Annotated in this window: 29 protein-coding genes and 1 tRNA gene; 14 read left to right on the top strand and 16 right to left on the bottom strand. The window is 52.6% G+C overall.

The features are described from left to right. The first annotated feature begins 73 nt into the window (after nt 1-73). Together H2Z33_RS13110 and H2Z33_RS13105 are read left to right on the top strand one after the other, a co-directional pair. Complete coding sequence (locus H2Z33_RS13110) at nt 74-538, top strand: multidrug/biocide efflux PACE transporter (RefSeq protein WP_022651793.1); 465 nt, start codon at nt 74-76, stop codon at nt 536-538. Nucleotides 539-654: 116 nt separating this feature from the next. Then, nucleotides 655-1,884 carry an amino acid permease gene (locus H2Z33_RS13105; RefSeq protein ID WP_063134861.1) on the top strand — a complete coding sequence of 410 codons (1,230 nt, stop codon included), beginning with the start codon at nt 655-657 and terminating at the stop codon, nt 1,882-1,884. A 595-nt stretch (nt 1,885-2,479) separates the two neighbouring features. Here H2Z33_RS13105 and H2Z33_RS13100 read toward each other — a convergent pair. Together H2Z33_RS13100 and yjdI are read right to left on the bottom strand one after the other, a co-directional pair. Beyond that, complete coding sequence (locus H2Z33_RS13100) at nt 2,480-2,752, bottom strand: GNAT family N-acetyltransferase (RefSeq protein ID WP_003862848.1); 273 nt, start codon at nt 2,750-2,752, stop codon at nt 2,480-2,482. A gap of 10 nt (nt 2,753-2,762) precedes the next feature. Beyond that, a complete protein-coding gene (gene yjdI, locus H2Z33_RS13095; protein WP_033487615.1) occupies nt 2,763-2,993 on the bottom strand; it encodes a 4Fe-4S mono-cluster protein YjdI in 231 nt (76 codons plus the stop codon). 453 nt (nt 2,994-3,446) lie between these two features. Here yjdI and H2Z33_RS13090 point away from each other — a divergent pair, with 453 nt between their 5' ends. The 7 genes from H2Z33_RS13090 to H2Z33_RS13060 all read left to right on the top strand — a co-directional run bounded on the left by H2Z33_RS13090 (nt 3,447) and on the right by H2Z33_RS13060 (nt 9,799). Further along, complete coding sequence (locus tag H2Z33_RS13090) at nt 3,447-3,635, top strand: general stress protein (RefSeq protein ID WP_015571775.1); 189 nt, start codon at nt 3,447-3,449, stop codon at nt 3,633-3,635. A 90-nt stretch (nt 3,636-3,725) separates the two neighbouring features. Continuing rightward, on the top strand, nt 3,726-4,223 hold the full coding sequence (locus H2Z33_RS13085) for a ferritin-like domain-containing protein (protein ID WP_003862851.1): 498 nt from the start codon (nt 3,726-3,728) through the stop codon (nt 4,221-4,223). 61 nt (nt 4,224-4,284) lie between these two features. Then, entirely contained in the window at nt 4,285-4,791 is a 507-nt protein-coding gene (locus tag H2Z33_RS13080; RefSeq protein ID WP_017382870.1) for a ferritin-like domain-containing protein, read from the top strand. Nucleotides 4,792-4,808: 17 nt separating this feature from the next. Next, a complete protein-coding gene (locus tag H2Z33_RS13075) occupies nt 4,809-5,681 on the top strand; it encodes a manganese catalase family protein (protein WP_033487616.1) in 873 nt (290 codons plus the stop codon). Between the two features lie 70 nt (nt 5,682-5,751). Continuing rightward, complete coding sequence (locus H2Z33_RS13070) at nt 5,752-7,155, top strand: cytochrome ubiquinol oxidase subunit I (RefSeq protein WP_017382872.1); 1,404 nt, start codon at nt 5,752-5,754, stop codon at nt 7,153-7,155. Beyond that, complete coding sequence (cydB, locus tag H2Z33_RS13065) at nt 7,155-8,165, top strand: cytochrome d ubiquinol oxidase subunit II (protein WP_063134860.1); 1,011 nt, start codon at nt 7,155-7,157, stop codon at nt 8,163-8,165. The genes H2Z33_RS13070 and cydB overlap by 1 nt, the downstream gene beginning before the upstream one ends. Nucleotides 8,166-8,173: 8 nt before the next feature. Further along, entirely contained in the window at nt 8,174-9,799 is a 1,626-nt protein-coding gene (locus H2Z33_RS13060; RefSeq protein ID WP_063134859.1) for an alpha-amylase family protein, read from the top strand. Here H2Z33_RS13060 and H2Z33_RS13055 read toward each other — a convergent pair whose 3' ends face one another. The 4 genes from H2Z33_RS13055 to H2Z33_RS13040 are packed head-to-tail and all read right to left on the bottom strand — an operon-like array spanning nt 9,800 to nt 12,292. Continuing rightward, nucleotides 9,800-10,786, bottom strand: a complete 987-nt coding sequence (locus H2Z33_RS13055) for an SDR family oxidoreductase (RefSeq protein WP_015571781.1) — start codon at nt 10,784-10,786, stop codon at nt 9,800-9,802. 16 nt (nt 10,787-10,802) lie between these two features. Further along, nucleotides 10,803-11,321, bottom strand: a complete 519-nt coding sequence (locus H2Z33_RS13050) for a 2-oxo-tetronate isomerase (protein WP_017382875.1) — start codon at nt 11,319-11,321, stop codon at nt 10,803-10,805. Between the two features lie 11 nt (nt 11,322-11,332). Beyond that, nucleotides 11,333-11,779, bottom strand: coding sequence for a DUF421 domain-containing protein (locus tag H2Z33_RS13045; RefSeq protein ID WP_006811854.1), 447 nt, complete (start codon nt 11,777-11,779; stop codon nt 11,333-11,335). A gap of 9 nt (nt 11,780-11,788) precedes the next feature. After that, complete coding sequence (locus H2Z33_RS13040; protein WP_047636533.1) at nt 11,789-12,292, bottom strand: hypothetical protein; 504 nt, start codon at nt 12,290-12,292, stop codon at nt 11,789-11,791. Between the two features lie 139 nt (nt 12,293-12,431). Between H2Z33_RS13040 and H2Z33_RS13035 the strand changes: the two genes are divergently transcribed. Together H2Z33_RS13035 and H2Z33_RS13030 are read left to right on the top strand one after the other, a co-directional pair. Then, the gene (locus tag H2Z33_RS13035) at nt 12,432-12,821 is read left to right on the top strand and encodes a YdeI family stress tolerance OB fold protein (protein ID WP_032649404.1); all 390 of its coding nucleotides are present in this window, start codon (nt 12,432-12,434) and stop codon (nt 12,819-12,821) included. A 61-nt stretch (nt 12,822-12,882) separates the two neighbouring features. Beyond that, a complete protein-coding gene (locus H2Z33_RS13030) occupies nt 12,883-13,767 on the top strand; it encodes an SDR family oxidoreductase (protein ID WP_063134858.1) in 885 nt (294 codons plus the stop codon). A gap of 102 nt (nt 13,768-13,869) precedes the next feature. On the opposite strand, the gene H2Z33_RS13025 is transcribed toward H2Z33_RS13030, so the two are convergent. Beyond that, nucleotides 13,870-15,852, bottom strand: a complete 1,983-nt coding sequence (locus tag H2Z33_RS13025; RefSeq protein ID WP_048973793.1) for an alkyl/aryl-sulfatase — start codon at nt 15,850-15,852, stop codon at nt 13,870-13,872. 171 nt (nt 15,853-16,023) lie between these two features. Here H2Z33_RS13025 and H2Z33_RS13020 point away from each other — a divergent pair, with 171 nt between their 5' ends. Beyond that, nucleotides 16,024-16,422, top strand: a complete 399-nt coding sequence (locus tag H2Z33_RS13020) for a hypothetical protein (protein ID WP_058689560.1) — start codon at nt 16,024-16,026, stop codon at nt 16,420-16,422. 60 nt (nt 16,423-16,482) lie between these two features. Here H2Z33_RS13020 and H2Z33_RS13015 read toward each other — a convergent pair whose 3' ends face one another. The 5 genes from H2Z33_RS13015 to H2Z33_RS12995 form a co-directional block, all read right to left on the bottom strand. Continuing rightward, complete coding sequence (locus H2Z33_RS13015) at nt 16,483-17,094, bottom strand: outer membrane beta-barrel protein (RefSeq protein WP_047057545.1); 612 nt, start codon at nt 17,092-17,094, stop codon at nt 16,483-16,485. Nucleotides 17,095-17,194: 100 nt separating this feature from the next. Continuing rightward, the gene (locus H2Z33_RS13010; RefSeq protein ID WP_015571785.1) at nt 17,195-17,824 is read right to left on the bottom strand and encodes a winged helix-turn-helix transcriptional regulator; all 630 of its coding nucleotides are present in this window, start codon (nt 17,822-17,824) and stop codon (nt 17,195-17,197) included. Between the two features lie 63 nt (nt 17,825-17,887). Further along, nucleotides 17,888-19,063 carry an OmpP1/FadL family transporter gene (locus H2Z33_RS13005; protein ID WP_063134856.1) on the bottom strand — a complete coding sequence of 392 codons (1,176 nt, stop codon included), beginning with the start codon at nt 19,061-19,063 and terminating at the stop codon, nt 17,888-17,890. 222 nt (nt 19,064-19,285) lie between these two features. After that, complete coding sequence (locus tag H2Z33_RS13000) at nt 19,286-19,954, bottom strand: isochorismatase family protein (protein WP_023295377.1); 669 nt, start codon at nt 19,952-19,954, stop codon at nt 19,286-19,288. A 259-nt stretch (nt 19,955-20,213) separates the two neighbouring features. After that, nucleotides 20,214-20,357: a hypothetical protein gene (locus H2Z33_RS12995; protein WP_032654893.1), complete on the bottom strand. Its 144-nt coding sequence runs from the start codon at nt 20,355-20,357 to the stop codon at nt 20,214-20,216. A gap of 185 nt (nt 20,358-20,542) precedes the next feature. Here H2Z33_RS12995 and H2Z33_RS12990 point away from each other — a divergent pair, with 185 nt between their 5' ends. Further along, entirely contained in the window at nt 20,543-21,187 is a 645-nt protein-coding gene (locus H2Z33_RS12990; protein WP_033487624.1) for a LysE family translocator, read from the top strand. Between the two features lie 21 nt (nt 21,188-21,208). Here the strand turns inward: H2Z33_RS12990 and H2Z33_RS12985 are convergent, their stop codons facing one another. From H2Z33_RS12985 to actS, 4 genes are all read right to left on the bottom strand, one after another. Continuing rightward, the gene (locus H2Z33_RS12985) at nt 21,209-21,565 is read right to left on the bottom strand and encodes a putative T6SS immunity periplasmic lipoprotein (protein WP_063134855.1); all 357 of its coding nucleotides are present in this window, start codon (nt 21,563-21,565) and stop codon (nt 21,209-21,211) included. A gap of 2 nt (nt 21,566-21,567) precedes the next feature. Next, nucleotides 21,568-22,110, bottom strand: a complete 543-nt coding sequence (locus tag H2Z33_RS12980) for a type IV secretion protein Rhs (RefSeq protein ID WP_033487626.1) — start codon at nt 22,108-22,110, stop codon at nt 21,568-21,570. A 537-nt stretch (nt 22,111-22,647) separates the two neighbouring features. Beyond that, nucleotides 22,648-22,721: transfer RNA gene (locus H2Z33_RS12975), tRNA-Gly, on the bottom strand. An 80-nt stretch (nt 22,722-22,801) separates the two neighbouring features. Further along, a complete protein-coding gene (actS, locus tag H2Z33_RS12970) occupies nt 22,802-23,542 on the bottom strand; it encodes an amidase activator ActS (RefSeq protein ID WP_022651807.1) in 741 nt (246 codons plus the stop codon). Between the two features lie 163 nt (nt 23,543-23,705). Here actS and idi point away from each other — a divergent pair, with 163 nt between their 5' ends. Beyond that, a complete protein-coding gene (gene idi, locus H2Z33_RS12965) occupies nt 23,706-24,248 on the top strand; it encodes an isopentenyl-diphosphate Delta-isomerase (protein WP_003863454.1) in 543 nt (180 codons plus the stop codon). The last annotated feature ends 48 nt before the right edge of the window (nt 24,249-24,296 follow it).

The following is a 24,296-nucleotide window of genomic DNA, read 5'->3' as shown; positions in this document are numbered from 1 at the left end:
TCTTTTATATATCACCTTAAACGATAAGAATAGGCGGCATCAACGCCCATACTGGCGTCTATATGAGGTAAATATGCAACATCAGGATGCACTCCAACGTAAATTGCCGGAGCGGATCTTCCATGCCGTCTGTTTTGAAGGCATTGCTACGGCGATCCTCGCCCCGACGGCCGCGTGGCTAATGCAGCGCTCGGTGGTTGAAATGGGGGGTCTCACCATTATTCTGGCGACCACGGCAATGCTCTGGAACATTATCTATAACTTTGGCTTCGACCGTTTCTGGCCCGTCCAGCGGGTGAAGCGCACGGCGAAAGTGCGCGCCCTGCATGCCCTGGGTTTTGAATGCGGCTTTATTGTGATTGGCGTAACCATCGTTGCCGCCGTGCTGGGCGTGACGCTGCTCCAGGCTTTTACCCTGGAAATTGGTTTCTTTCTGTTCTTCCTGCCGTACACCATGCTCTACAACTGGGCGTACGACACTCTGCGGGAGAAAATCATCAAGCGCCGCCAGCAACGACGCGCCCTGGCAAGCGAATAACCTTCCGGCCGGAGACCTGCTCCGGCCCACCCCCTGCGAAGCAACGGCGACCTCAACGCATAATTATGGTAAATTGCACTCCTTTTTGTTCGTTTTATAGTTGATACGTTGCTCTAATGTCGAAAATTTGGTCAAAAGAAGAGACTCTCTGGAGTTTCGCCCTCTACGGCACTGCCGTGGGCGCAGGAACCCTGTTCTTGCCCATTCAGCTCGGCTCTGCTGGCGCGATTGTCCTGCTGATCACCGCCCTTGTGGCGTATCCCTTAACCTACTGGCCGCATAAAGCGCTGGCGCAATTTATTCTGTCGTCGAAGACGAAAGGCAACGAAGGGATCACCGGTGCCGTTTCGCATTACTACGGCAAAAAGATCGGCAACCTGATCACCACGCTCTATTTTGTGGCCTTCTTTGTGGTAGTTCTGATTTACGCGGTGGCGATAACCAACTCACTCACTGAACAGCTGGCGAAACGGATGACGGTGGATACCGGCATGCGGATGCTGGTGAGCTTTGGCGTGGTGCTGATTTTGAATCTGATCTTCCTGATGGGCCGGCACATCACCATTAAGGTGATGGGTTTCCTTGTCTTTCCGCTGATCGCCTATTTCCTGTTTGTCTCGCTGTATCTGACGGGCAGCTGGCAGCCGTCGCTGCTGACCAGCCAGATGGCCTTCGACCAGCATACGCTGCACCAGGTGTGGATTTCGATCCCGGTGATGGTTTTCGCTTTTAGCCATACTCCGATCATCTCGACCTTCGCCGTAGACCGTAGCGAGAAATACGGTGAAGAGGCGATGGGTAAATGCAAAAAAATCATGAAAGTGGCGTACCTGATCATCTGCCTCAGCGTGCTGTTCTTTGTGTTCAGTTGCCTGCTTTCGATTCCACCGTCGTATATCGTGGCGGCAAAAGAGGAAGGGGTGACGATCCTGTCCGCGCTGTCGATGATGCCATCGTCCCCGGCATGGCTGGGCATTTCCGGCATTATCGTGGCGATTATTGCGATGTCGAAATCGTTCCTCGGCACCTATTTTGGCGTGATTGAAGGGGCAACGGAAATTGTGAAATCGTCGCTGAATCAGGTGGGTGTGAAGAAAAGCCGCGCCTTTAACCGCGCGATTTCGATTCTCGGCGTGTCGCTGATTACCTTTGCGGTCTGCTGCATCAACCCGAATGCCATCTCGATGATTTATGCCATCAGCGGTCCGCTTATCGCCATGATCCTGTTCATCATGCCGACGCTGTCGACGTACCTGATCCCGTCATTAAAACCGTACCGCTCCATCGGTAACCTGCTGACGCTGATTGTGGGTGTGCTGTGTGTGTCGGTGATGTTTGTGGGTTGAGTGTGTCGTTTTTCCGTTCACCTTACGATTGGTTGTTAATCTTACCCCTGAACCTGTGAACGGGATAAGGGGGCCACCGCGGCCCCCTTATCAATCCCCGCGGCCCCGCGGAAAATCGGTGCTTCGCACTGCGCTCACCTCCCGACCGTCTGCCTGCGGTCGGCTCAACTCGACATCCTGTCTCGATTCGCCTCTGGTCGCCATCCATGGCGCCCAGCCCTTGTCATCCGGTCTCCGGCTCGCCGATTTTAGCGGGGACTCAACACCCGTGCCCCATTCAGGCAATGAAGAAGCTGGAGCAGGGATGAGTCCGGCTGAAAATCGCCGAATCGTTTCCTGGAGGCCGGGGCGACGCGCATGGATGCGCGTCGAGGGCGGCTTTACACGGACGTTACCTCCGCCCGTCCCCGATAAGCCGTAAGGAATAAGATGAAGGCACCGCGAAGCGGCGATTTTCCTGCCGGGAGCCGGGATTGTTAAGGGGGCGGCGATAGCCCCCTTAACACGTTCACCGCAGCGGGCGTTTCAGATAGCAAAGATGCTGTAGTGAACGGAACAATCCTACGGTCCTGGCAAAGAAGGCTTTATCAGAAAGTCACGCCCGAATATCGTCATACTCCCGCGTATTATCAAACTCATGCTTCGCAAATGGACACAGCGGGATAATTTTACGATTCTCACCGCGCATCTTCTCTACCACCTTCGCCACCAGCTGTTTACCCACACCCTGCCCTTTCAGGCTCGGATCCACATCGGTGTGCTCAATGATGCTCAGATGCTCGCCGGTCGGGACAAAGACGATCTCCGCTACCTGATTGCCTTCGGCGTCGTTGACGTAAAACTTGTTATGGCCTTCAAGAATTTCCATGGTTCCTCACTTATTTTTGGCGGTACTTCAGCGCGCCGCTCGGGCAGGTATCAATTACGCGCATAGCCGTTTCTGCATCTACTTCATCCGGCGCGATCCACGGTTTACGCTTCAGATCGAACAGCTTCGCGCTGCCGCGCACGCAGTTGCCCGAGTGTTTGCAGATCCCGGTGTTGAAGTAGACATCGATTTTCTCACCGGTATAGGCCCGGTACCCCGCATCCAGTAGCTCCTGATCCATGACATTGCCTCTGTAATTATTGTGGTGACAAAAGAAGCATACCCTCACCCGATCCACCTGACCACGTCAAAAACGAGGTTTAGCCACACTCTTTTCAGCGCATGACTTCGTCACGTTCATAGGATTATTCCGAATACAAGAACACCCGTTGCGAAGATATATTTTTGCGCTGTGTCAATTCTTGTAATAATTCCCGCCACGTTCACATTAGGATTATTAGCTAAGCGCAATCTTAACCTCCGGTTTTATTTTCATCTAACTGATGGATTTCCCATTCGTTTTTAAAACTCGTAACGAAGCGGTATTTCTTCATTCCCTGCAAAATTACCGTAAAACAACCCAAACAAGAAATTTGACTCTTCTCACATAACGACTAATGTTAATTTCTGAACGACAACTGATACGAATTACTTATCGTATCTCCTGACATAAACGCAACATGAGGGTTGATATATGGCAGAGCAACATCGTGGTGGTTCCGGTAATTTCGCTGAAGACCGTGAAAAGGCATCAGAAGCTGGACGTAAAGGCGGCCAGCACAGCGGCGGTAATTTCAAAAACGATCCGCAACGCGCATCTGAAGCGGGTAAGAAAGGGGGACAGAGCAGTCACGGCGGAGGCCGTAAATCTGATAACTCCTGATCTTATTTAAAGCTCTTATAAATATACCGAGAGCATACTGCGGGCCCGTCGGCTCGCAGTACCTTCCCTTTATTTCACTGGAGCGAAAATATGAATATGAAAACTGTTGAAGATGTATTTATTCACCTGTTATCCGACACCTACAGCGCTGAGAAGCAGCTGACCCGCGCGCTAAGCAAATTAGCTCGCGCCGCATCCAGCGAGAAGCTGAGTGCCGCGTTCACGGCTCACCTCGAAGAGACGCAGGGACAGATCGAACGTATCGATCAGATTATTGAGCAGGAATCCGGCCTCAAACTGAAGCGCATGAAATGCGTTGCGATGGAAGGCTTAATTGAAGAAGCCAACGAAGTTATTGAGAGCACTGAGAAAAATGAAGTACGTGACGCTGCATTAATTGCTGCCGCACAGAAAGTTGAACACTACGAAATTGCTAGCTACGGCACCCTGGCCACCCTGGCTGAACAATTAGGCTATAAAAAAGCCGTTAAACTTCTTGCCGAAACGCTGGAAGAAGAAAAAGAAACCGATCTTAAATTAACCGATCTGGCTGTCGGTAATATTAATCAAAAAGCCCAGAAAGGATAATTAATATCTGATGAGCATCAGCACCAAAAATTAACCAGAAAATAAATCACAGGAGTTAATTATGAATCATGTAGAACACTACCATGATTGGCTACGCGATGCCCATGCGATGGAAAAGCAAGCCGAATCCATGCTGGAATCAATGGCCAGCCGTATTGATAATTATCCCGACTTACGTGCACGAATTGAACAACACGTTAATGAAACTAAACACCAAATTACCGTGCTGGAAGAAATTCTCGACCGCAATGATATTTCCCGTTCGGTCATAAAAGATTCCATGAGCAAAATGGCGGCGCTCGGCCAGTCCATTGGCGGCATGTTCCCTTCCGACGAAATTGTTAAAGGCTCCATCAGCGGCTACGTTTTTGAGCAGTTTGAAATTGCCTGCTACACCTCTCTGCTGGCTGCGGCCAAACAAGCAGGCGATACCGCCTCCATTCCAGCCCTTGAATCCATTCTGGAAGAAGAGCGCCAGATGGCAGACTGGCTGCTCCAGCATATTCCACAGACGACGGAACAGTTCCTGCTGCGCTCCGACGCGGACGGCGTTGAAGCGAAAAAATAACGAAATAGGGAGAATGTATGTTTCGACACGTAAAACAGCTGCAATACACGGTACGCGTAGCCGAACCGAATCCGGGCCTGGCCAATCTTCTGCTTGAGCAGTTTGGCGGGCCACAGGGCGAACTTGCCGCGGCATGTCGTTACTTTACGCAAGGATTAAGCGACGACGATCCCGGTCGTAAAGATATGCTGATGGATATCGCGACCGAGGAGTTAAGTCACCTGGAAATTATCGGCACCCTGGTGGGTATGCTCAATAAGGGTGCGAAAGGCGAACTGGCGGAAGGCGTTGAAAATGAAGCGGAACTGTACCGCTCCATGACCGAGAACGGCAACGACAGTCATATCACCTCCCTGCTCTACGGCGGCGGTACTCCGCTTACTAACTCCGCAGGCGTACCGTGGACGGCGGCGTACGTGGATACCATTGGCGAACCGACCGCGGATCTGCGCTCTAACATAGCGGCCGAGGCGCGCGCCAAAATTATCTACGAACGGCTTATTAACGTAACGGACGATCCGGGTGTTAAAGATGCGCTGGCGTTTTTAATGACGCGTGAGGCAGCACACCAGCTCTCGTTTGAGAAGGCGCTCCAGTCGATCCGTAACAATTTCCCACCAGGTAAATTGCCGCCAATCGAAGAGTACACCAACAAGTACTACAATATGTCTGAGGGGGGAGAAGTTCGCGGCAGCTGGAACAGCGATAAGCACTTCGACTACGTGGAATCTCCTCAGCCAGCGGTCGATGGCGGTGGCGGCGGCGCAAGCGTAACGCTCACTACAGAGCAGGAAACGCTGGTCAAAGCGATGTGCGCACGCACGAAATCCGACCCCAATGCCGATCCGCTTACCGGTGCCGAGCTTGGCGCAGGTAAGAAAAAACCGTAACCGGTTTTGCCAGGCAGCCTGAGGCTGTCTGGCAATGCCTTGTGCGTTATCAGTTCCAGAGGTACGGAGCATGTTCGAGCTTGATGCGTTTCATCTGGCCAGGATACAGTTCGCCTTTACCGTCTCTTTTCATATTCTCTTCCCGGCGATCACCATCGGGCTTGCGAGCTATCTGGTGGTTCTCGAAGGCATGTGGCTTCGCACCAAAAATGATGTCTGGCGCTCGCTATACCATTTCTGGCTGAAAATTTTCGCCGTCAACTTTGGTATGGGCGTGGTTTCCGGGCTGGTCATGGCTTACCAGTTTGGGACTAACTGGAGCGGCTTTTCCCAGTTCGCAGGCAGCATAACCGGCCCTCTGCTCACCTATGAAGTACTAACCGCCTTCTTCCTGGAAGCTGGTTTCTTAGGCGTAATGCTGTTCGGCTGGAATAAGGTCGGCCCCGGCCTGCACTTCTTTGCCACCTGCATGGTGGCGCTGGGCACGCTGATGTCCACCTTCTGGATCCTCGCCTCCAACAGCTGGATGCACACCCCGCAGGGCTTCAGTATTCAGAACGGTCAGGTCATTCCCGAAGACTGGCTGGCCATTATCTTTAACCCCTCATTCCCTTACCGCCTGATCCATATGTCCATCGCCGCCTTCCTGTGCAGCGCCTTGTTTGTGGGCGCATCCGGGGCATGGCATCTGCTGCGGGGTAACGATACGCCCGCTATTCGCACAATGTTCTCCATGGCCATGTGGATGGCGCTGCTGGTCGCGCCCATTCAGGCCGTGGTTGGGGATATGCACGGCCTGAATACGCTTGAGCACCAGCCTGCCAAAATCGCCGCGATTGAAGGCCACTGGGAAAACCCGCCCGGCGAGGCCACCCCGCTGCTGCTGTTTGGCGTACCGGATATGGAAGAGGAGCGCACCAAATACGGGCTTGAAATTCCCGCGCTCGGCAGCCTGATCCTGACGCACAGCCTGGATAAACAGGTCCCGGCGCTGAAGGATTTCCCGAAAGAGGACCGCCCTAACTCGCTCATCGTCTTCTGGTCCTTCCGCATTATGGTCGGCATGGGGCTGCTGATGATTACCCTTGGCGTGCTGAGCGTCTGGCTGCGCTATCGCCGTCGACTCTATCACTCGCGGCCATTCCACTGGTTTGCCCTCTGTATGGGGCCTGCCGGATTGCTCGCGCTGCTCGCCGGGTGGGTCACCACCGAAGTGGGCCGCCAGCCGTGGGTCGTTTACGGCTATCTGCGCACGATAGATGCGGTGTCTCTGCACAGCACGTTGCAGATGAGCATCAGCCTGCTGGCCTTTATCGTGGTCTACTGTTCGGTGTTTGGCGTGGGTTATGTGTATCTCGCCCGGTTGATTAAGAAAGGTCCGCAGCCTGTGGGCACGCTAACGTCTAATACGTCGGGCACCCCTGCCCGTCCGCTGTCCGCCGCCGAGTCCGTTCCGGAAGAGGAGAAGATCTGATGGGCGTCGATATCCCGGTCATCTGGTTTGCCATTATTGTCTTCGCCACGCTGATGTACATCATCATGGACGGTTTCGATCTCGGTATCGGCATGCTGTTCAGCTTTGTGGGCGATGCCAAAGAGCGCGACGTGATGGTGAACAGCGTCGCCCCGGTCTGGGACGGAAATGAAACCTGGCTGGTTCTCGGCGGTGCAGGGTTGTTCGGCGCGTTTCCGCTGGCCTACGCAGTGATTATCGATGCCCTGACCATCCCGCTGACGGCCATGCTGATCGGGCTTATTTTCCGCGGGGTGGCGTTTGAGTTTCGCTTTAAGGCGACCCCTTCACACCGCAAATTCTGGGACTACTCCTTTGCCGGCGGTTCCCTGCTGGCAACCTTCAGCCAGGGGATCGTGGTTGGCGCGATGATCAACGGCTTTGACGTGGAAGGGCGTCGCTTTGTGGGCTCCTCGCTGGACTGGTTCACCCCGTTTAATCTGTTCTGCGGGCTGGGCTTAATTGTCGCCTATACCCTGCTGGCTACCACGTGGCTGATCATGAAAAGCGAAGGCGCGCTGCAAAACCGGATGCGCGAGCTGACCCGCCACGTGCTGCTGGCGCTGATTACCGTTATTGCGGTGGTAAGTATCTGGACCCCGCTCGGCTGGCAGTTTGTCGCCGAGCGCTGGTTTACTCTGCCTAACTTCTTCTGGTTCCTGCCAGTTCCGGTTCTGGTCGCGGTATTCAGCCTGTGGATCTGGCGGCTGACGCGCAATCCTGACAGCCATGCCCGTCCGTTCCTGTTAACGCTGGGCCTGATCTTCCTCGGCTTTAGCGGCCTGGGCATCAGCCTGTGGCCACACATTATTCCGCCGCACATCACCCTGTGGGAAGCCGCCGCGCCGCCTGCCAGCCAGCTGTTTATGCTGATTGGTACGCTGTTAATCATCCCGGTGATCCTGGTTTATACCGCCTGGAGCTATTACGTCTTCCGGGGCAAAGTGTCTGATACCGAAGGTTATCATTAAGGATTGCTATGGCAGGCTGGCATACACGCGCCATTATTTACCAGATTGATACCGCCCTGTTTTACGATCTTAACGGCGATGGCTGTGGCGACATCGCCGGAATCACCGCGAAGCTGCGCTACATCCGTCGGATGGGCGCGACGGTTATCTGGATCACCCCGTTTTACCTCACGCCTTTTCTCGATGAAGGCTATGACGTGAGCGACCATTTGCAGGTCGATCCCCGCTTCGGCAAGCTCAACGATATCATCGCCTTTATTGAACAGGCGCGGGAGCTGGGGATGCAGGTCATTATTGAGCTGCTGATCCAGCATACCTCGGATGCGCATCCCTGGTTTCAACAGGCCCGCCGCAACCCCCAGTCACCCTACCGTGACTATTACCTGTGGTCCGACACGGACGACGACGATACGCCGCCGATGTTTCCCGGCGTGGAGAAGAGCATCTGGACATGGGACGACGAGGCGGGGCAATACTACCGGCATATGTTTTATCACCACGAGCCGGATCTCAATCTGGCCTCCCCTGCGGTGCTGAAGGAGGTTGAGAACATCATCATCTTCTGGCTAAAGCTCGGGGTGTCGGGCTTTCGCCTGGATGCGGCATCGCACCTGACAAAACAGGCCGGACGTGGGGATGAAAAACGCGGCCTGTGGATCCTTGAACATCTGCGCCGTCTTATCGAGCAGCGTAACCCGGACGCGATCCTGCTCGGCGAAGTCGACGTGGAGGTCGAGGCCTACAAAGATTATTTTGGTCAGAACGACCGGCTCAACCTGGTGCTGAATTTCTGGCTCAATAAGTACTTTTACGTCAGCCTGGCAGAGAAGAGCGCACGACCGCTGCGCAACGCGGTGAAGAAGATGATTGTGCCGCCGGACTCCTGCTGCTTCGCCAACTGGCTGCGCAATCATGATGAGCTGGATCTGGAAGGGATAGGTAAAAAAGCGAAGCAAACCGTCATCGATACCTTTGCCCCTGACGAAGAGATGAGTGTGTATCAGCGAGGTATCCGCCGCCGTCTGGCGCCGATGCTTAATGGCGATCGAAAGCGGCTGGCCTTTTGCCACGCGGTCTTGTTTTCGCTGCCGGGCGTACCGGTCATGCGCTACGGGGATGAGATTGGCATGGGGGATGATTTGGATCTGGAGGAGCGTTACGCCGTACGCACCCCGATGCAGTGGGCCGGATCGCAAGGCGGCGGTTTCTCAGACGCCGACCCGGAAACCTTTATCGCCCCGATGATTGACCATGGCCCGTACCGCTATCAAAAAATCAACGTGGCGGATTCGCTGTTGCACCGCAACTCACTCCTGCACTGCATTATCGATATCGCCAATACGCGCTCGGAGTTCCCTGAGATCGGCGTCGCGCCGTTTCGTCTTATTAATATCGACAGCGATGCGGTACTGGGGATCTATTACGAAACCGACACGCGCAGCATTCTGACCTTCGTTAACTTCAGCGATAAGCCCGTTAATTTTACCGCCAGAGGGATCCGGCATGCGACCTGGACCGCCTGCCTGGCGGACAAACGCTACAGCGACGCGCTGGTGTGCGGCAAAACCGTCGCGCTTAACCTCAGCGGCTATGGCTACCGCTGGTTCTGGACCGATCGTACCGCACTGCGCTGATTATCGTCTCCGCGAGAGCAGCAGACGGGCCACAATCGCGCCCGTGACGGCAAGGGAGCCGAGCAGCACTTTCCCCGGCATGCCGGAGGTGACGCTGATGGCGCGCTCTTTTGCTTCGTCGGTGAAGTGCCCGTGGATTTTATGCAGGTCGTTGACCGGCTGATCCAGATAGTCCTGACGGTCATCCGCATTTAAGGTATCGGTCATCTGCCCTTCCCAGGCCTTTTTAACCATCAGCCGATCCAGAAAGCCGGGGAAAAGAAATTGCCCGACAATCGACTGGACGGTGCTGCTGCCCACCCACAGTTCCCGCACCGGTTTCTGCGCCACCTTAAAAATAGCGCTGGCCGCCACTTCCGGCTGAAACACGGGAGGAACCGGGCGCATCGCCCAGGCAAATTTATTCCTCGCCCACTCAAACTGCGGCGTATTGAGGCCCGGCATCTGTACCATTGCGATCTGCACCCGACTGTTTTCATGCATCAGTTCGGTGCGCACAGCATCGGTAAATCCGCGGATTGCGGCTTTCGCCCCGCAGTAGGCTGACTGCAAGGGAATGGAACGGTAGGCCAGCGCGGAGCCAACCTGAATAATCGTTCCGCGATCGCGTGGGGTCATTAACTCCAGCGCGGCGCGGGTGCCGTTAACATAGCCCAGATAGGTCACCTCGGTGACGCGGCGAAACTCCTCCGGGGACATGGTGCGAAACGGCGCCAGCATCCCGCCCATAGCGTTATTCACCCAGACATCGATGGCCCCAAGCCGGTATTCAATCTCGTTAGCAGCATCGGTCACCGCCTTGCTGTCCGCCACGTCGGCCTGAACGGCACGGGCGTTGATCCCAAAACGGCGCAACTCCTCTTCTGTGGAGCGCAGGCTCTGCTCGTCGCGGGCAATGATACCCACATCGTAGCCCGCTTTGGCAAAGTGCAGCGCCGTGGCTTTCCCCACGCCCGCCGTACCGCCGGTAATAACGATCACAGCCATAGCCTTTCCCCTTGTTTCAGACGTTATCCCAGCCGGAGAGTATTTCGATCAGTTCAGAAAGGGAATAACGCACCGCTTTATCCACCACATCCTGACATTCACCGGAAAACAGCACGGTGCGGGTTTCCGTCTTTCCGCGAATATTCCAGCCGAAGCAGACCGTACCGGCTGCGGTGCCATCGTCGCCGCCTTCCGGTCCCGCATAGCCGCTGATGGCAAGGCCGATATCCGCCTCGGCAATTTCGCGAATTTTAGCGGCCATCTCGGTCACCGTTTGTTCACTGACGGCGGTGAAGCGCTCAATGGTTTCGTGCCGCACGCCGAGGATCCTCTCCTTCGCCGCATCGCTGAACACCACCATGCCAACGTCATAAAATTCCGCCGTGTTCTCTTCGGCACAAAGCGCAACAGCGAGATTGCCGCCGGTACAGGACTCTGCGGTGGTTAACCGCAAACCTCTGTCCGTAAGCTGAGTGGCGAGCTTTTTCGTCAGCTCGCTGATGGTGCTGTTGCTGTCGTGAATAAGGTTGCTCATCGCATTGCCCCTTAATTTTCGTCAGGAATAATAGAAATATGACCATTACGCTCAAGAATAGCGTATTTAATCTCCTTCAATTCTGTAATACCGTGATTCTGGCGGGCTGATACCAATATATCATCACAGGACACATCGACCTTTTTCAGTTTATCGGCAAGGGGAACACCGTTCTCCACCAATATCACCGGCGTGCCATCAAGAATATTCTCGACAGTGGAAAAATATTTTTTCAGCAGGCCAAAAATAATATCCACAACCACCAGCGTCGTTATTGTAATCATCGCGCCGGTGACGGAGAAATCTTCGCCAAGCAGCGCCTGTTGTGTCGCCTCACTGATAATTAAGAGCAAAATAAGGTCAAAACTGGTCATTTGTAGCAGGGCGCGTCGCCCGGCAACTTTAAACACAATGACCAGAAACAGGTAAATTGCCAGGGCACGAAAAACCATGTCCATATTCGACTCCTAGGGGTAAATAAACTGCCAGAAATGGATATCTGGCTCGTTGTTTACGCGGATGCTGTTTGTCCACTTCCCTGCTTTTGACGGCGTGATAAATAACAAAACGGTAAATTTATCGGTCTGTTGTAAACGATCGTAGACGAGAAACAGGGTATTCCCCCGGCTGTACATGCTGTCCGGCTGTGGCCAGACGCTGCCTGGCTCATACGCGTCGCTGCTTTCGCTGGTCATGCTGAGGGTATATTTCCCCTCAGACGTCACCGGAAACGTCAGTGCCATCCGCGATTCGGTCTGGCGGCGACCGAAGCGCTCATAGCTCAGGGTCAGGGAATTTGCTTCGTTTGTTTTCTCCACGTCGCTGACCGCGCCGCTGGAAAACAGGCCGGCTATCGCGGCCACGATAATAGCTAACAGCACAATAAAACCCACCTGGCGAAATGCATACTCAAACGTCAGTAAACGGCTACTCTCTTTTATCCCAGGCACTTTTTCATTTTTTGGTTCCATGGCTGTGGTCACCGTTTCGCTTAATTGCCGAAATTTTTGATTTTTCTGTGCAAATGCTTTTAAGACTTATCACATTTGCCACATAAAGGAATAGCAACAATACTTAATAAGTCAAGACATCCAAAATGAAGGGTATCAGATGAAATTATCAGTGATTTCAGCCTTGTTTATATTAATTATCCCTACTGCATGGGCAGATAATAACGGCGGGTTACAAAAGGGTGATGCGCCGCCACCGCCGCATGCGCTGGACAGCGGTTATCGTGGTACCGATGATGCGCGCATTATGACTATTACTCAGGCGAAAGAGATGCATGATGGTGCCTCTATTTCATTGCGCGGCAATCTTATTGATGGCAATGGCGATAAATACGTATTCCAGGATAAAACCGGGAAAATCGACGTTATTATCCCGAAAGCCGTATTTGACGACAGAACCGTGGAACCTGACAACATGATCAGTATTAGCGGCTCGCTCGATAAAAAATCATCCCCACCCGTAGTGCGGGTCAGCCACTTGCAAAAATAATTCAGCGAAGCGTTAACGCTGTAACTATCCATCAAATCTCACCCCTAACAAGGAGTTAGCTATGAGTGATAATGAACAACGTACGAACGCTTACCCAACGCCACCTTTCCCGGAGCAGCCCCAGACGCCACCGGGCCTGGCCTCAGAGATGGAACCCGTACCCGACCACGGCGAGAAGAGCTACAAAGGGCATGGTCGTCTTGCCGGTAAGAAGGCGCTGATTACCGGGGGCGATTCCGGCATCGGACGCGCGGTAGCCATTGCCTATGCCCGCGAAGGGGCAGATGTCGCGATTAACTATTTGCCGGAAGAGGAAGAAGACGCAGCGGAAGTCATCGCCCTGATTAAAGCGGAAGGACGGAATGCCGTCGCGCTTCCGGGCGATGTGCGGGACGAAACTTTTTGTCAGCGCCTTGTGGAGCAGGCCGTCTCAAAACTGGGCGGGCTGGATATCCTGGTGAATAACGCAGGCCGCCAGCAGTACCGTGAGTCGCTGGAAGAACTGACCACGGAAGATTTTGACGCGACCTTTAAGACCAACGTCTATGCGCCTTTCTGGATCACAAAGACGGCGTTGCGCCACATGAAAGCCCCCGCTTCCATCATTAACACCTCCTCCGTTCAGGCGGTTAAACCGAGCGCCGTACTGCTTGACTATGCGCAGACCAAAGCCTGTCTCGCGGTGTTCACCAAAGCGCTGGCGAAACAGCTGGGACCGAAGGGGATCCGCGTGAACGCGGTAGCGCCGGGACCTTACTGGACCGTGCTTCAGCCCAGCGGTGGGCAGCCACAGGAAAAAGTGAAACATTTTGGCGAGAGTACCCCTCTGGGACGCCCGGGACAGCCCGTGGAGATCGCACCGCTGTATGTCACCCTGGCCTCGGATGAGTGTTCATACACCTCCGGGCAGGTGTGGTGTTCAGACGGCGGGGATGGCGTCATCTAGCGCTCAAGGCGCGCAGAGTGTAGGCCGGGTAAGGCGAAGCCGCCACCCGGCAAATTGTTGCAGGCGAATGCTAAAGGGCTGCGAAAGCAGCCCTTTTTACGTTTAAGGGGTGACGACAGGAAACCAGAAGCTGAAGCTCTCCATGCAGCGTAGCATTTCGTTTACCTTCGCGGCATTGCCGACGATCGTCACCTCTCCTGCCTGTTGCGCCTTTTTCAACGTGGTCTCTTTGAGGATGATTTTATTCAGCGTTTCGCGGCTGAGCGTGATGGTTGCATCCGGATCTTCTGCCTGAGCGTTGGCGATATGGTTCAGCACGCCATTCTCCAGCTCCAGCTTGTACCTGCCGCCCTCGCGACCCAGATCAACGTTAAAAATCCCTCTGGCATTCGCAGCTCTGACGCCGTTAAGGTGAACGCCGAAGTAGTCAAAAATCATCTCAGTCGACATGGCACGAACCGCATCCGGGCTGGCGGTATTGGGCGTCGGCATCCTCTTCACCCCGTTACGCAACTCCTGCGCACCGGTGAGGTAGGCGTTACGCCAGGGTCCTGACTCGGCCTGGTATCCCAGCTGTTCAACCGCGTCCGCTTCCAGTTCGCGCGCCGCCTTATTATTTGGATCGGCAAAAACGACTTTACTCACTACCTGCGCCACCCAGCGGTAATTTCCCCGGGCATAATCAACCCGGGCTTTTTCAAGGATCGCGCGGGCTCCGCCCATGTAATCGACATATTTTTTCGCTGCCTCGACCGGAGGCAGTTCATTGAGCGTCGCCGGATTTCCGTCGAACCAGCCAAGATAGTAGACATAGGTGGCTTTGACATTGTTACTCACCGAGCCGTAATAGCCACGGCCTGCCCAGGATTTTGCCAGCCCGTAAGGCAGGGCGAAATTAGCGGCTATCTCATCCCTCGTCAGCCCTTTATTCGCCAGCCTCAGCGTCTGGTCGTTGATATAGCGGTAGATATCACGCTGGCTTTTCATCAGCTTCACCACTTTCTTATTACCCCATGTGGGCCAGTGGTGCTGCGCGATAATAATTTCCGCTTTATCCCCCCAACGATCGAGGGCGTTATTGATGTATTTTGACCATGCCAGCGGATCGTGTATCTTCGCCCCGCGCAGCGAGTAAGTATTGTGCAGGGTGTGAGTGACGTTCTCTGCTGCTTCAATCAGCTTTTTCTCTTCCACATACCAGAGCATTTCAGACGGCGCTTCCGACCCCGGCGCCAGCATAAAATCATAGGTGAGACCGTCGATGATCTCTTTCTGCCCGTCTTCGGTAATGGCGTGAGTGGGCGCGATAAGCGTGACCGTCCCGGCTGAGGTGGTCGTCCCCAGACCCGCCCCTACCTGACCTTTTACATTGGCCTTTAACAGGTTTCCGTAGATATAACTGGCACGGCGGCTCATGGCATTTCCGGCCATGATATTTTCCGATACCGCCTCTTCCATAAAACCTGCTGGAGCATAGACTTTCACTTTGCCGGTTATCACTCCCGCTTCATCGACTACGCCACGCACGCCGCCATAATGATCGACATGACTATGGGTATAAATAACGGCAACAACCGGGCGTTTGCCACGATGTTGAACGTAAAGATCCATGCCCGCTTTGGCCGTTTCCGCAGACACCAGCGGATCGATAACCGTGATCCCCTCTTTGCCCTCTATAATCGTCATATTTGACAGATCGAGGTTACGGATTTGGTAGACGCCTTCCGTGACCTCAAACAGACCGCCAATATTATTCAGCTGCGCCTGACGCCACAGGCTCGGGTTGACGGTATCCGGCGCTTTTTGCCCTTCTTTGATAAAAGCGTATTTCTGGGGGTTCCAGATAACGGCGCCTTTTTCGCCTTTAATCACCGCGGGTGGCAGCGGGGCAATAAAGCCTTTGTGCGCATTTCGGAAATCCGTCTTATCGAAGAAGGGCAGTTGACCATAAAGTGCATCATTCATCTCTTTCGTATGGACAGTGGCTCCCTTCCCTTCCTTTTGTGCCAGGACAGGCAATGAGGTCAACGACACTAATAGCAGACCAGCAACGGCTATCGCACTAACGAGAGTTTTAAATTTCATACTTCCTCGAGGAGTTATATTCACGCTGGCGGTACATGGGGGGAAAGGAGGCTATCACCAGGCTTATCTTTAGCCTATGGAAATAACGTTTATAAATAAATTAGTTTATTCTTTCGTCACTGCGTCCTTAAGGGATAATGCTGAGTCCAGTTATTTCCCCGGAGTGATTCGATGAAGAGCCTGCCGTTCTTTTTCGCTGTATTAACCCTCAGCACATTAACAGCCTGTAGTTCTCCCCAACCAGACAATGTTGAAAAAATTAATCATCTGCAAATTCCACTGGTGTTGCCGGGGGAAAAACCGCCGCAGGCACAGATATCGCATATCGCGTCTCTTTATCAGAAAAATAAACAGCAGATCGAGACCTTAACGCGCAGCGTAAAATCTCAGTATCTACAGGACACCACCGCAAAAGAAATTTTTGTTGCGGACAGTGCCGTTCAACGCGTCTATGCCTCGCTGACCAAACTGGAACAGTTAGATATGGTTAATCAGCAATACCTGAAAGATAATAATGTCACGGGCCTGCAAAATATTCATATCATTCTTGAACCGTTATTTACCAGCTGAAAACGAAAAACCCGGCAATATAAGCAGCCGGGTTTTTTATTAATGGGCATATCACGGGCATCAGTCGTACTGACCAAAGCGATAGCTAAGCCCTGCGGTGACGGAACTCAGGTCGCTGCTCACGCCGATCTGGTTAACATTGCCCACGTTGCTTACCCACTGATACTCCAGGCGGCCCGCCCAGTTTTTATTGAAAGCGTATTCAGTACCCACGGCTGCAAGCGGGCGCACACCGGTTTCAAAACGATTGTGACCACTTACATCGGATTCAGCGCGATAGCCCATTGCGCCGGCACGGCCGTAAATATCCCAGTCACTGGTCAGGGCATAACTGGCCTTCAGAGACATTTGCAGTCCCTGCGTCTTCATTTGCGCCCCGGCGCCATGCTGACCGTTAATCTGCATGTTGCCTAAATAATCATAACCACCTTCTACCGCAAGCCATGGGGTAATCTGATAACCCGTATAAACACCCCCGCCGACATTATCATGGTTAAAATCGAAGTGATCGGAATGCGTGTTCTCAAACGCTTTTGAACCCATATCGGTATCAAAATAGTGAGACCAGCCGAATTTAGCCCCGCTATACCAGGTGCCCGCATCAGCGGCGGCGAACGCGGAAGTGGCGGTAAATGCATTAGCCATAATCAATGCGATAACTGTCTTTTTCATAAATATACCGTTTACTTGATAATGTAAAATCTGAGAAAGCAAACGATATAGAAAATTAACGGTAGCGTTAATTGCATTTCTGTTTAATTTTAAACTTCCGCTAGAATGACTCGGGTAAATGTCTGACCTCAAGCAGATATCCACCGCGCTTAAAGGCGATATATTCCCCCTGCTTAAGGGCAGATAATACATTGAGTATACTGCTGCGAGAGAGCAGCGTACGATCCTGGATATATTCCAGAATCGTGGTACGCAAACGCGTCTCTTCCGGGAGCAAAATCATTTCCTGAAGGTGGTTACGAATAACGGAATAGGTACGCTGCTGGAGTACCTGGGCATCACGGAATATTAAATAGGCCGTATGGTATGAGAGCAGCGCGGCGACATCCTCCCAGACGCCCTCGGCACGAAACAACTCAGCCGCCTTGTCCGCATCGAGACGTAAAATAGTCGACTCTCTTTCAGCACGGAGAAGGTGCCCCTGCGTAGGCTGGATCATCTCTGCAATACCAAACAAATGCGGCTCGTAAACGGTCACTACCACCAGTCCATCCGAAGCCCGCAGCAGGGACAGCTCTCCTTCCAGAAAGAGGTACATCTGCTGTTTCCCCTTCCGTAACCAGGTGAGTCGCTTACGCGGAACAACGTGCACTTTCTCCGCTATCGGCTCAAGGATGGCGGTCAGTCTTTCGATGGATTTTTCGGGTCGAACAGGCGGTAAAATATGCATGGTACAACCTTCTGACATTCAATATCTGCCATTATAGACCATATATTTTAAGCGGTTAGCCGATCAAAACTGATAGCTGTAGTTGACGCTGGCAAACCAAAGATAAGGATGATCGTAACTTCCGGCAAACGCCGTCGGGGATTTCACATGCGACGACTGCATATGAAGATACGACACGGCAATACCAATATTGCTGGCCGGGGTGATCTGATACTGGGCTCCCGTGCCAAATCGCCACTCATCCCCGGTGGGTAAAGTTAAGGCCACATCACTCTGACTCTCATACGGCGAGCTGTCGAACGCCACACCGGTATTCAGTCGCCACTGAGGTGTTGGACGATACTGCACGCCCACCGCGCCGTGCCACGTATCCTTCAGGCGGCTGACGTTGTTCAGTTGCCGATCCCCAACGACGATTTGCGGGGCACCGAACTGGCTCCAGTCCTGCCAGCCGAGATCGCCCATAACCGACCACCGAGGGTTAATATCATGCACAAGACTGAGCATGATTTGCTGCGGCGCGCTGATTTGTGCCGACACCGGGAGGTCGTAGGCACCATTCTGTACTCGAGCTTTGCCGTTAACAGAGTAGCGATAGTTCGTCTCGCTGTTCCATGTAATACCGGCTCGCGTCTGGTCGGTCAGTTGCATGAGTAGCCCAAGCCGATAGCTCATGGCCCAGTCCTCATCATGCTGCCGATAGTCATTATCATTAACGTTGCGGGTCAGCGAGAAATAACCGTAATTAACGTTGGCGGACGCCCCTATTGAGAGTCGGTCGGTGAGCTTGTATGCCAGTGACGGACTGAGCGTCATTGCAACCAGGGTACTCTTTTTAATCAGCCTGTCGCCCGCCCAGCTACCGTAATCGATCCCCAGACCGTAATTACCGTAAAGCCCGATCCCGGCATAAAGATCGTCGTTTATCTTCTGGCTATAAAAGGCGCTGGCATTCGGGATGGTTTTCATCACGTCGCCGGGGCTTTGATGGGCATGGTTATCCAGCTGGTTGTCGATGGAGCCATCCATAACCTGTAACCCGCCAGTGACCATATGATCCGGCAGGCGCGTCATGCCAGCAGGGTTGGTCATGATTGTCGAGGCGTCCTGCGCACGAGCCGCCTGCCCTGCTCCGGCAAGCGCGGTATCTTCGGTGCCGGCTTCATAAAAATAGAGGGCGCTGGCATGGGCACTGGAGGCGGCAAATAAGCCCGCGCACAGGAGGAGTCGTGTTTTCATCTGCGATCCGGGAAATAAAAAATTTGCCGACAGATATAACAGGGGCGCCTGATGACGTAAAAAGGAAGAGGGTTTAATTTTAAATTATGCGCGGTTCAGCCCCTCTTAATATCTCTGACAATTCAGCGACGTCCGGAATAAGGCGCCGCTACGTCCTGCACCTGTAATACGTTCAGGTACAGGACGATAAAATCCAGGAATTTTGTTCAGGTTTATCCTGCCTTACTTATAATGCTCCAGATTGGTTTCCGGGCCCGTTCTGGCAATTTCCTGAGCTTTGCCGAAACTTTCAATCAGGCACTTATATTCCGGACAGACATGCTCTGCCAGGATCTCAGCAAAGCGAGAACCTTCCGCGCGGTTCCAGGTTCTCATTAATTCAGCGACAATGGCAAACGTATCGGTAGGGATCGCCCCCGCCTGAGCCACGCGCGCGATGGTGGTATCGGTCGCGATTTTGGACCAGTTCCCCGAGGCATCCACAACACAGTAAACCTTATACCCCTCCTGGACAGCGCTAACCGCAGGGAACGCCATGCAGACGCTGGTGAGCGTGCCGGCAATAATCAGGGTCTTTCTGCCCGTCTTTTCCACTTCCTTCACAAACGCCGGATTATCCCAGGTATTAATCTGCCCGGTGCGTGGAACATACACGGCATGGGGTGCATATTTGTGAATTTCCGGGATGAGCGGGCCATTGGGACCGTCAGGAACAGAGGCCGTGGTGATCACCGGGATATTTAAAAGCGTGGCAACTTTGGCTATCGCTGTCACATAATTACGAAGGTCTGGTACAGGCACATCACGTACCGTGTTGAATAAGCCACTCTGATGGTCGATGAGTAAAATTACAGCGTCATCAGTATCAATCATACCGTTTGTAGCAGCCATATTTCTTTCCTCATGATTTCTTTTACATTGCCGTCAACTCTCCCGGCTCCGCGATTTTACATGCACATGGTCAGGGTATAATGCATTGATAAATCATAATGAATAGTAGTCCGATCCGGTCTGAATACCGCATCATTTCAGGACAATTTCTGGCACGGTACGCTGAGCCATCGACGCTGACGGAAAGCCCTCGTGAGGAGAAAAGATCTTTACAATGCCGTTATGCGGCCATTCGTATTCGTTCGGCTGAAGGCAAGCGTTACTCACTACTGGGATCGCCCTTATCCTCCCGCATGGATTCGATAAACTCCCGTTGCTCCTCTGTGAGTTCAAGCTCATTCAGCAAGCGATCTAACTCTTCTTCAGGTGATTCCTTTTGGTTCTTTCTCTTCCCGGTAGCCATACTCACCCTTGAGTTATTAGGATTAATCTCAGGGTATCCAGGGTACAGGAAATGTGCAACTTAGCGTGTTATGCCATGGGTGATTCGTCGTTTAGCAGAAGAAGATTAAAAGCATAGCAAATCACCCTTTACGCATAAAAATTCAGTGTTAGCATGGAGGTGCTTAATTTTTTCCGGAGATAGCTATGCTGGACATAACTCATTTTGGGCTTTTCGCCCTGTCTGTATTTCTCCTTTCCGTTACACCTGGGCCTGATATAGCCTACGTGGTAGGTCAAAGCGTGGTTAATGGAAGACGAGCGGGAATTATCTCTGCCGCTGGAGTAGCATTAGGTAGTTGCACACATGCAATTGCAAGCGCTGTGGGATTAACCGCGTTGATAACAGCATCTCCGATGATGTTCACCATCATTAAGTCTCTCGGTGCGGCTTATCTGATGTATCTCGGTAGTAAGATGATTTGGGGAACGCTGACAAAGCAAACCACTAATCACAACGAAGCTGAAAGCGTTAAGGCAAAAGCGACTCTGACGAGTCTACTTACTAAAGGTTTCATAACTACCTTAACCAACCCGAAGGTACTGTTATTCTTCATCTCCTTTTTCCCTCAATTCGTTGCGCCTGGAAGCGAGCACCAGACAGCTTCTTTTCTACTCCTGGGTATGACCTACGCATTGATCGCTTTTATGACTGATTTAACGTTCGCCGTACTTGCAGGTAGTGCAGCTGGAACCGTTTCGCAAAACAGAAGGTTGCAGAAAATACTGGATAGAATTGTTGGTGTAACATTCATTGGATTAGGGCTCAGGTTGGCGTTTACACGCCGTTAAGAATATGGGGCGTTCAGCCCCTTATTCTTTGGGATAAGAAAATTCAGCAGTGACTAAATGTGACCCTGATTTATAAGATTGGACGTCATACGCGAAGTTATACCGCTCTCCAGGTGTAAACTTAAATCCGAACACAGGAAGACACCCGCCCTTTTGAACATACACGGGCTTGTCATCAAAAATCTTGTGAAGAGAGTCGCTATTATCACTGTTGATTTGGATAGCAGTGATCCGTTCCTGTGGCTCCAGTGGTGACACCACACAAACTTGATTATCTTTGATAAATGCCGTTGTAGATTCACGATCTACCATTCGATCACCAGGCCCAGGGCATCCCGTCAAGAGGAATACAACACCCAGCAACATTTTGTTCTTCATGTTTAACACCCCTTCCCTGTTACGATTTTTTGGTAAAGCGAAGGGACATCCTGCAACTTATCTACGCCTCTGTACATCCCCATGCGCCCAGGCCTTTGATAATAAGACCACTTACTAATCCCATAAACCAGCAGTAACCAGTAATCAGCTAAAATAGAGGCTTGCTGCTCAAGAGAGTAATCAGTGAGCTTTTCTTTATCCAGCCTGTAGGTATATTCAGCAGCCCAGCTAAACGCACCCCGCATTCTCACCCATTGCCCGTGTTGGTGTTGCCAGACATGCCCCAATTCATGGATGAAAACATATTTATCTTCAACAAAAACCGAGTTTGCGGAAAAGTCTTCCCTGTACATCTGTTTTCTGTACCACAACTCCCCGTTGGGAGTCATCGCGTAGTTCTGTTTCTGGAGGCCGAACGGTAAATAGCTGTCGCAATGAATCCAGACACGGCTATACACTATCGAATCACCGAACACTCTGCGAGCCATTGCAATCTCGCCTAAGGTCATCCGGCGCAATGTTCCTTCCTCTGCATATGCGCTCATAAACTATCCTCCTTGTATGATTTATCTACATCGTAAAAACATAAGTCGAAATAGTCTATACGCGAACATTAGCCATTTATTAAACACAGTGACGGTGCAAACACTACTCCCCGTTGGTGATACAGCAACAAGCGGAGCCGTTAAGCGACAACATCAGACCGTCCGAGGGATCACACCTTATCAGGATAACCGTGTACCCTTGCGGGAGCGTGGCTGAAACGTTGATAAAGCCTACAGGTCGTTTGTAGTTATGGTTATTACGTGGCTCATAAGGCCGCACATCGGGCTTAAATGCGTCTGAGCAGTCTGTCGATGACATAACAATACCAGGGTGGTTTTTTCTTCACGTTTTGCTATCGCGATGTGAGGATGCAACTGACACCAACGCTGAGTTATCTTGTCTTCTCACCATGTAACTTAGCGTGACAGTTACCAAGGGCGGATCACGATGGCATAACTCATAGGCGGCTAAAACAGATAATTATTTAAGCTGCTGATAGAGAATGATTTTAAGGCGTTCGTACGAGGGGAGAGATCTGGAGCGGGCGAAGGGAATCGAACCCTCGTATAGAGCTTGGGAAGCTCTCGTTCTACCATTGAACTACGCCCGCTTTGAGGTGCGTAAGGCATTATAGACCTTACGCCTCTTCATACAAGCCTTTACCCCACTAAGTGGCGATTAAATAATCACTTAACACTTCGGCTTACTGCCCTGCGCCGGAAGATAACGCTGCGGATCGATGGCTGTAGCCTTATAGCGGATCTGGAAGTGCAGCTTCACCGTATCCGTCCCGGTACTGCCCATGGTCGCAATCTTCTGCCCCGCCTTCACGTTCTGCCCGTTATTGACCAGCATCGTGTCGTTATGCGCATACGCCGTAATGTAGTCCTCACCATGCTTAATCATGATCAGGTTACCGTATCCACGAAGCTGGTTACCGACATAGACCACCTTCCCGGCCCCTGAAGCGTAAACCGGTGTGCCGCGTGCGGCAGCGATATCAATACCTTTATTGCCACCTTCCGAGAGCGAGTACGGCGCAACCACTTTTCCGCTTGCAGGCCAGATCCAGCAGCGCTGACCGACCGGCGGCCAGGATGATTTAGGCACCTGATAGGATGGCGTGACTTTGGCTGTTTTACGCGTTGAGGACTTTTTCCCTGAGGAGGAACCGCCGTTAACCTTGAGCTTCTGCCCTACCTCAATAGTATAAGGTGGAGAGATATTATTCAGGCGCGCCAGCTCCTTCACGCTGGTTCCCGTGGCGCGTGAGATGCGGTAGAGCGTGTCCCCGCGCTTAACGGTATAGACTGCACCGGAATAACTGCCCATATCCGAAGATTTACTCCCCGAGCATCCTGCTACAAGTAGCGTCAGCGTCAGGCAGAAAACGGCAATGATCGGGTTTCTCGTCAGGCTTCCTGCAAACAAAACAGCTCCTCGGTCAGCGTGAATGGCGCACTATGATAGCAGCCCAAACTGATGCGGGTCATGCCCTTTTCCGCTCTGTGGGCCAAACCGTTCGCATAAGAATGCAGTATAATAATTCCGCTGATGGTGCTGAACCATTAAGCATTTTGGCACTGGAGCATCAATGAGTATTCAAGAACACGTTATTTTGGTAAATGACCAGGGAAAGGTGATTGGCACTCAGGAGAAGTACGCCGCGCACACGTCACACACCCCGCTACACCTGGCCTTCTCTTCATGGCTGTTTAACGCTAACGGAGAATGTCTGATCACCCGGCGCGCATTAAGTAAAAAAGCCTGGCCCGGCGTATGGACCAACTCCGTTTGCGGCCATCCACAGGCCGACGAAGCGACAGAGCAGGCGATTATCCGCCGCTGCCGCTTTGAAGTCGGCGCCGAAATCACAGACATCACCCCCATTGCCCCGGAGTTCCGCTACCGTGAAGCCGACCCGTCAGGGATCGTTGAAAACGAAATCTGCCCGGTCTATGCCGCCCGCGTAACGAATACCCTCGCAATCAATGACGATGAAGTGATGGAGTATCAGTGGGTGGAGCTGGACGCGCTATTCCGCGCGCTGGACGCCACACCGTGGGCATTTAGCCCGTGGATGGTGCAGGAAGCGAACACCGCGCGTGAAAAACTCAGCGCCTTCGCGGCGCAATAAAAAAGCCCCGGCGATAAACGCACGGGGCTTTTTTTACGTCTTAACGGC

The sequence above is a fragment of the Enterobacter sp. YSU genome (assembly GCF_016082135.1).
Taxonomy (GTDB): Bacteria; Pseudomonadota; Gammaproteobacteria; order Enterobacterales; family Enterobacteriaceae; genus Enterobacter; species Enterobacter hormaechei_C.
The sequence above is the reverse complement of the archived record's forward strand: the minus strand, read 5'-3'. Positions and strand labels throughout refer to the sequence as shown.

What these genes read in the sequence shown, in the direction of transcription:
- H2Z33_RS13020 (WP_058689560.1), top strand. Translation starts at nt 16,024, where the DNA reads ATGAAGAGCCTGCCGTTCTTTTTCGCTGTATTAACCCTCAGCACATTA.
- H2Z33_RS13025 (WP_048973793.1), bottom strand. Translation starts at nt 15,852, where the DNA reads ATGAAATTTAAAACTCTCGTTAGTGCGATAGCCGTTGCTGGTCTGCTA.
- H2Z33_RS13055 (WP_015571781.1), bottom strand. Translation starts at nt 10,786, where the DNA reads ATGGCTGTGATCGTTATTACCGGCGGTACGGCGGGCGTGGGGAAAGCC.
- H2Z33_RS12995 (WP_032654893.1), bottom strand. Translation starts at nt 20,357, where the DNA reads ATGGCTACCGGGAAGAGAAAGAACCAAAAGGAATCACCTGAAGAAGAG.
- H2Z33_RS12990 (WP_033487624.1), top strand. Translation starts at nt 20,543, where the DNA reads ATGCTGGACATAACTCATTTTGGGCTTTTCGCCCTGTCTGTATTTCTC.
- H2Z33_RS12980 (WP_033487626.1), bottom strand. Translation starts at nt 22,110, where the DNA reads ATGAGCGCATATGCAGAGGAAGGAACATTGCGCCGGATGACCTTAGGC.
- H2Z33_RS13035 (WP_032649404.1), top strand. Translation starts at nt 12,432, where the DNA reads ATGAAATTATCAGTGATTTCAGCCTTGTTTATATTAATTATCCCTACT.
- idi (WP_003863454.1), top strand. Translation starts at nt 23,706, where the DNA reads ATGAGTATTCAAGAACACGTTATTTTGGTAAATGACCAGGGAAAGGTG.
- H2Z33_RS13090 (WP_015571775.1), top strand. Translation starts at nt 3,447, where the DNA reads ATGGCAGAGCAACATCGTGGTGGTTCCGGTAATTTCGCTGAAGACCGT.
- H2Z33_RS12985 (WP_063134855.1), bottom strand. Translation starts at nt 21,565, where the DNA reads ATGAAGAACAAAATGTTGCTGGGTGTTGTATTCCTCTTGACGGGATGC.
- H2Z33_RS13100 (WP_003862848.1), bottom strand. Translation starts at nt 2,752, where the DNA reads ATGGAAATTCTTGAAGGCCATAACAAGTTTTACGTCAACGACGCCGAA.
- H2Z33_RS13000 (WP_023295377.1), bottom strand. Translation starts at nt 19,954, where the DNA reads ATGGCTGCTACAAACGGTATGATTGATACTGATGACGCTGTAATTTTA.
- H2Z33_RS13075 (WP_033487616.1), top strand. Translation starts at nt 4,809, where the DNA reads ATGTTTCGACACGTAAAACAGCTGCAATACACGGTACGCGTAGCCGAA.
- H2Z33_RS13085 (WP_003862851.1), top strand. Translation starts at nt 3,726, where the DNA reads ATGAATATGAAAACTGTTGAAGATGTATTTATTCACCTGTTATCCGAC.
- H2Z33_RS13030 (WP_063134858.1), top strand. Translation starts at nt 12,883, where the DNA reads ATGAGTGATAATGAACAACGTACGAACGCTTACCCAACGCCACCTTTC.
- H2Z33_RS13060 (WP_063134859.1), top strand. Translation starts at nt 8,174, where the DNA reads ATGGCAGGCTGGCATACACGCGCCATTATTTACCAGATTGATACCGCC.
- H2Z33_RS13110 (WP_022651793.1), top strand. Translation starts at nt 74, where the DNA reads ATGCAACATCAGGATGCACTCCAACGTAAATTGCCGGAGCGGATCTTC.
- H2Z33_RS13010 (WP_015571785.1), bottom strand. Translation starts at nt 17,824, where the DNA reads ATGCATATTTTACCGCCTGTTCGACCCGAAAAATCCATCGAAAGACTG.
- H2Z33_RS13040 (WP_047636533.1), bottom strand. Translation starts at nt 12,292, where the DNA reads ATGGAACCAAAAAATGAAAAAGTGCCTGGGATAAAAGAGAGTAGCCGT.
- H2Z33_RS13080 (WP_017382870.1), top strand. Translation starts at nt 4,285, where the DNA reads ATGAATCATGTAGAACACTACCATGATTGGCTACGCGATGCCCATGCG.
- H2Z33_RS13105 (WP_063134861.1), top strand. Translation starts at nt 655, where the DNA reads ATGTCGAAAATTTGGTCAAAAGAAGAGACTCTCTGGAGTTTCGCCCTC.
- H2Z33_RS13005 (WP_063134856.1), bottom strand. Translation starts at nt 19,063, where the DNA reads ATGAAAACACGACTCCTCCTGTGCGCGGGCTTATTTGCCGCCTCCAGT.
- H2Z33_RS13045 (WP_006811854.1), bottom strand. Translation starts at nt 11,779, where the DNA reads ATGGACATGGTTTTTCGTGCCCTGGCAATTTACCTGTTTCTGGTCATT.
- yjdI (WP_033487615.1), bottom strand. Translation starts at nt 2,993, where the DNA reads ATGGATCAGGAGCTACTGGATGCGGGGTACCGGGCCTATACCGGTGAG.
- H2Z33_RS13015 (WP_047057545.1), bottom strand. Translation starts at nt 17,094, where the DNA reads ATGAAAAAGACAGTTATCGCATTGATTATGGCTAATGCATTTACCGCC.
- H2Z33_RS13050 (WP_017382875.1), bottom strand. Translation starts at nt 11,321, where the DNA reads ATGAGCAACCTTATTCACGACAGCAACAGCACCATCAGCGAGCTGACG.
- H2Z33_RS13070 (WP_017382872.1), top strand. Translation starts at nt 5,752, where the DNA reads ATGTTCGAGCTTGATGCGTTTCATCTGGCCAGGATACAGTTCGCCTTT.
- cydB (WP_063134860.1), top strand. Translation starts at nt 7,155, where the DNA reads ATGGGCGTCGATATCCCGGTCATCTGGTTTGCCATTATTGTCTTCGCC.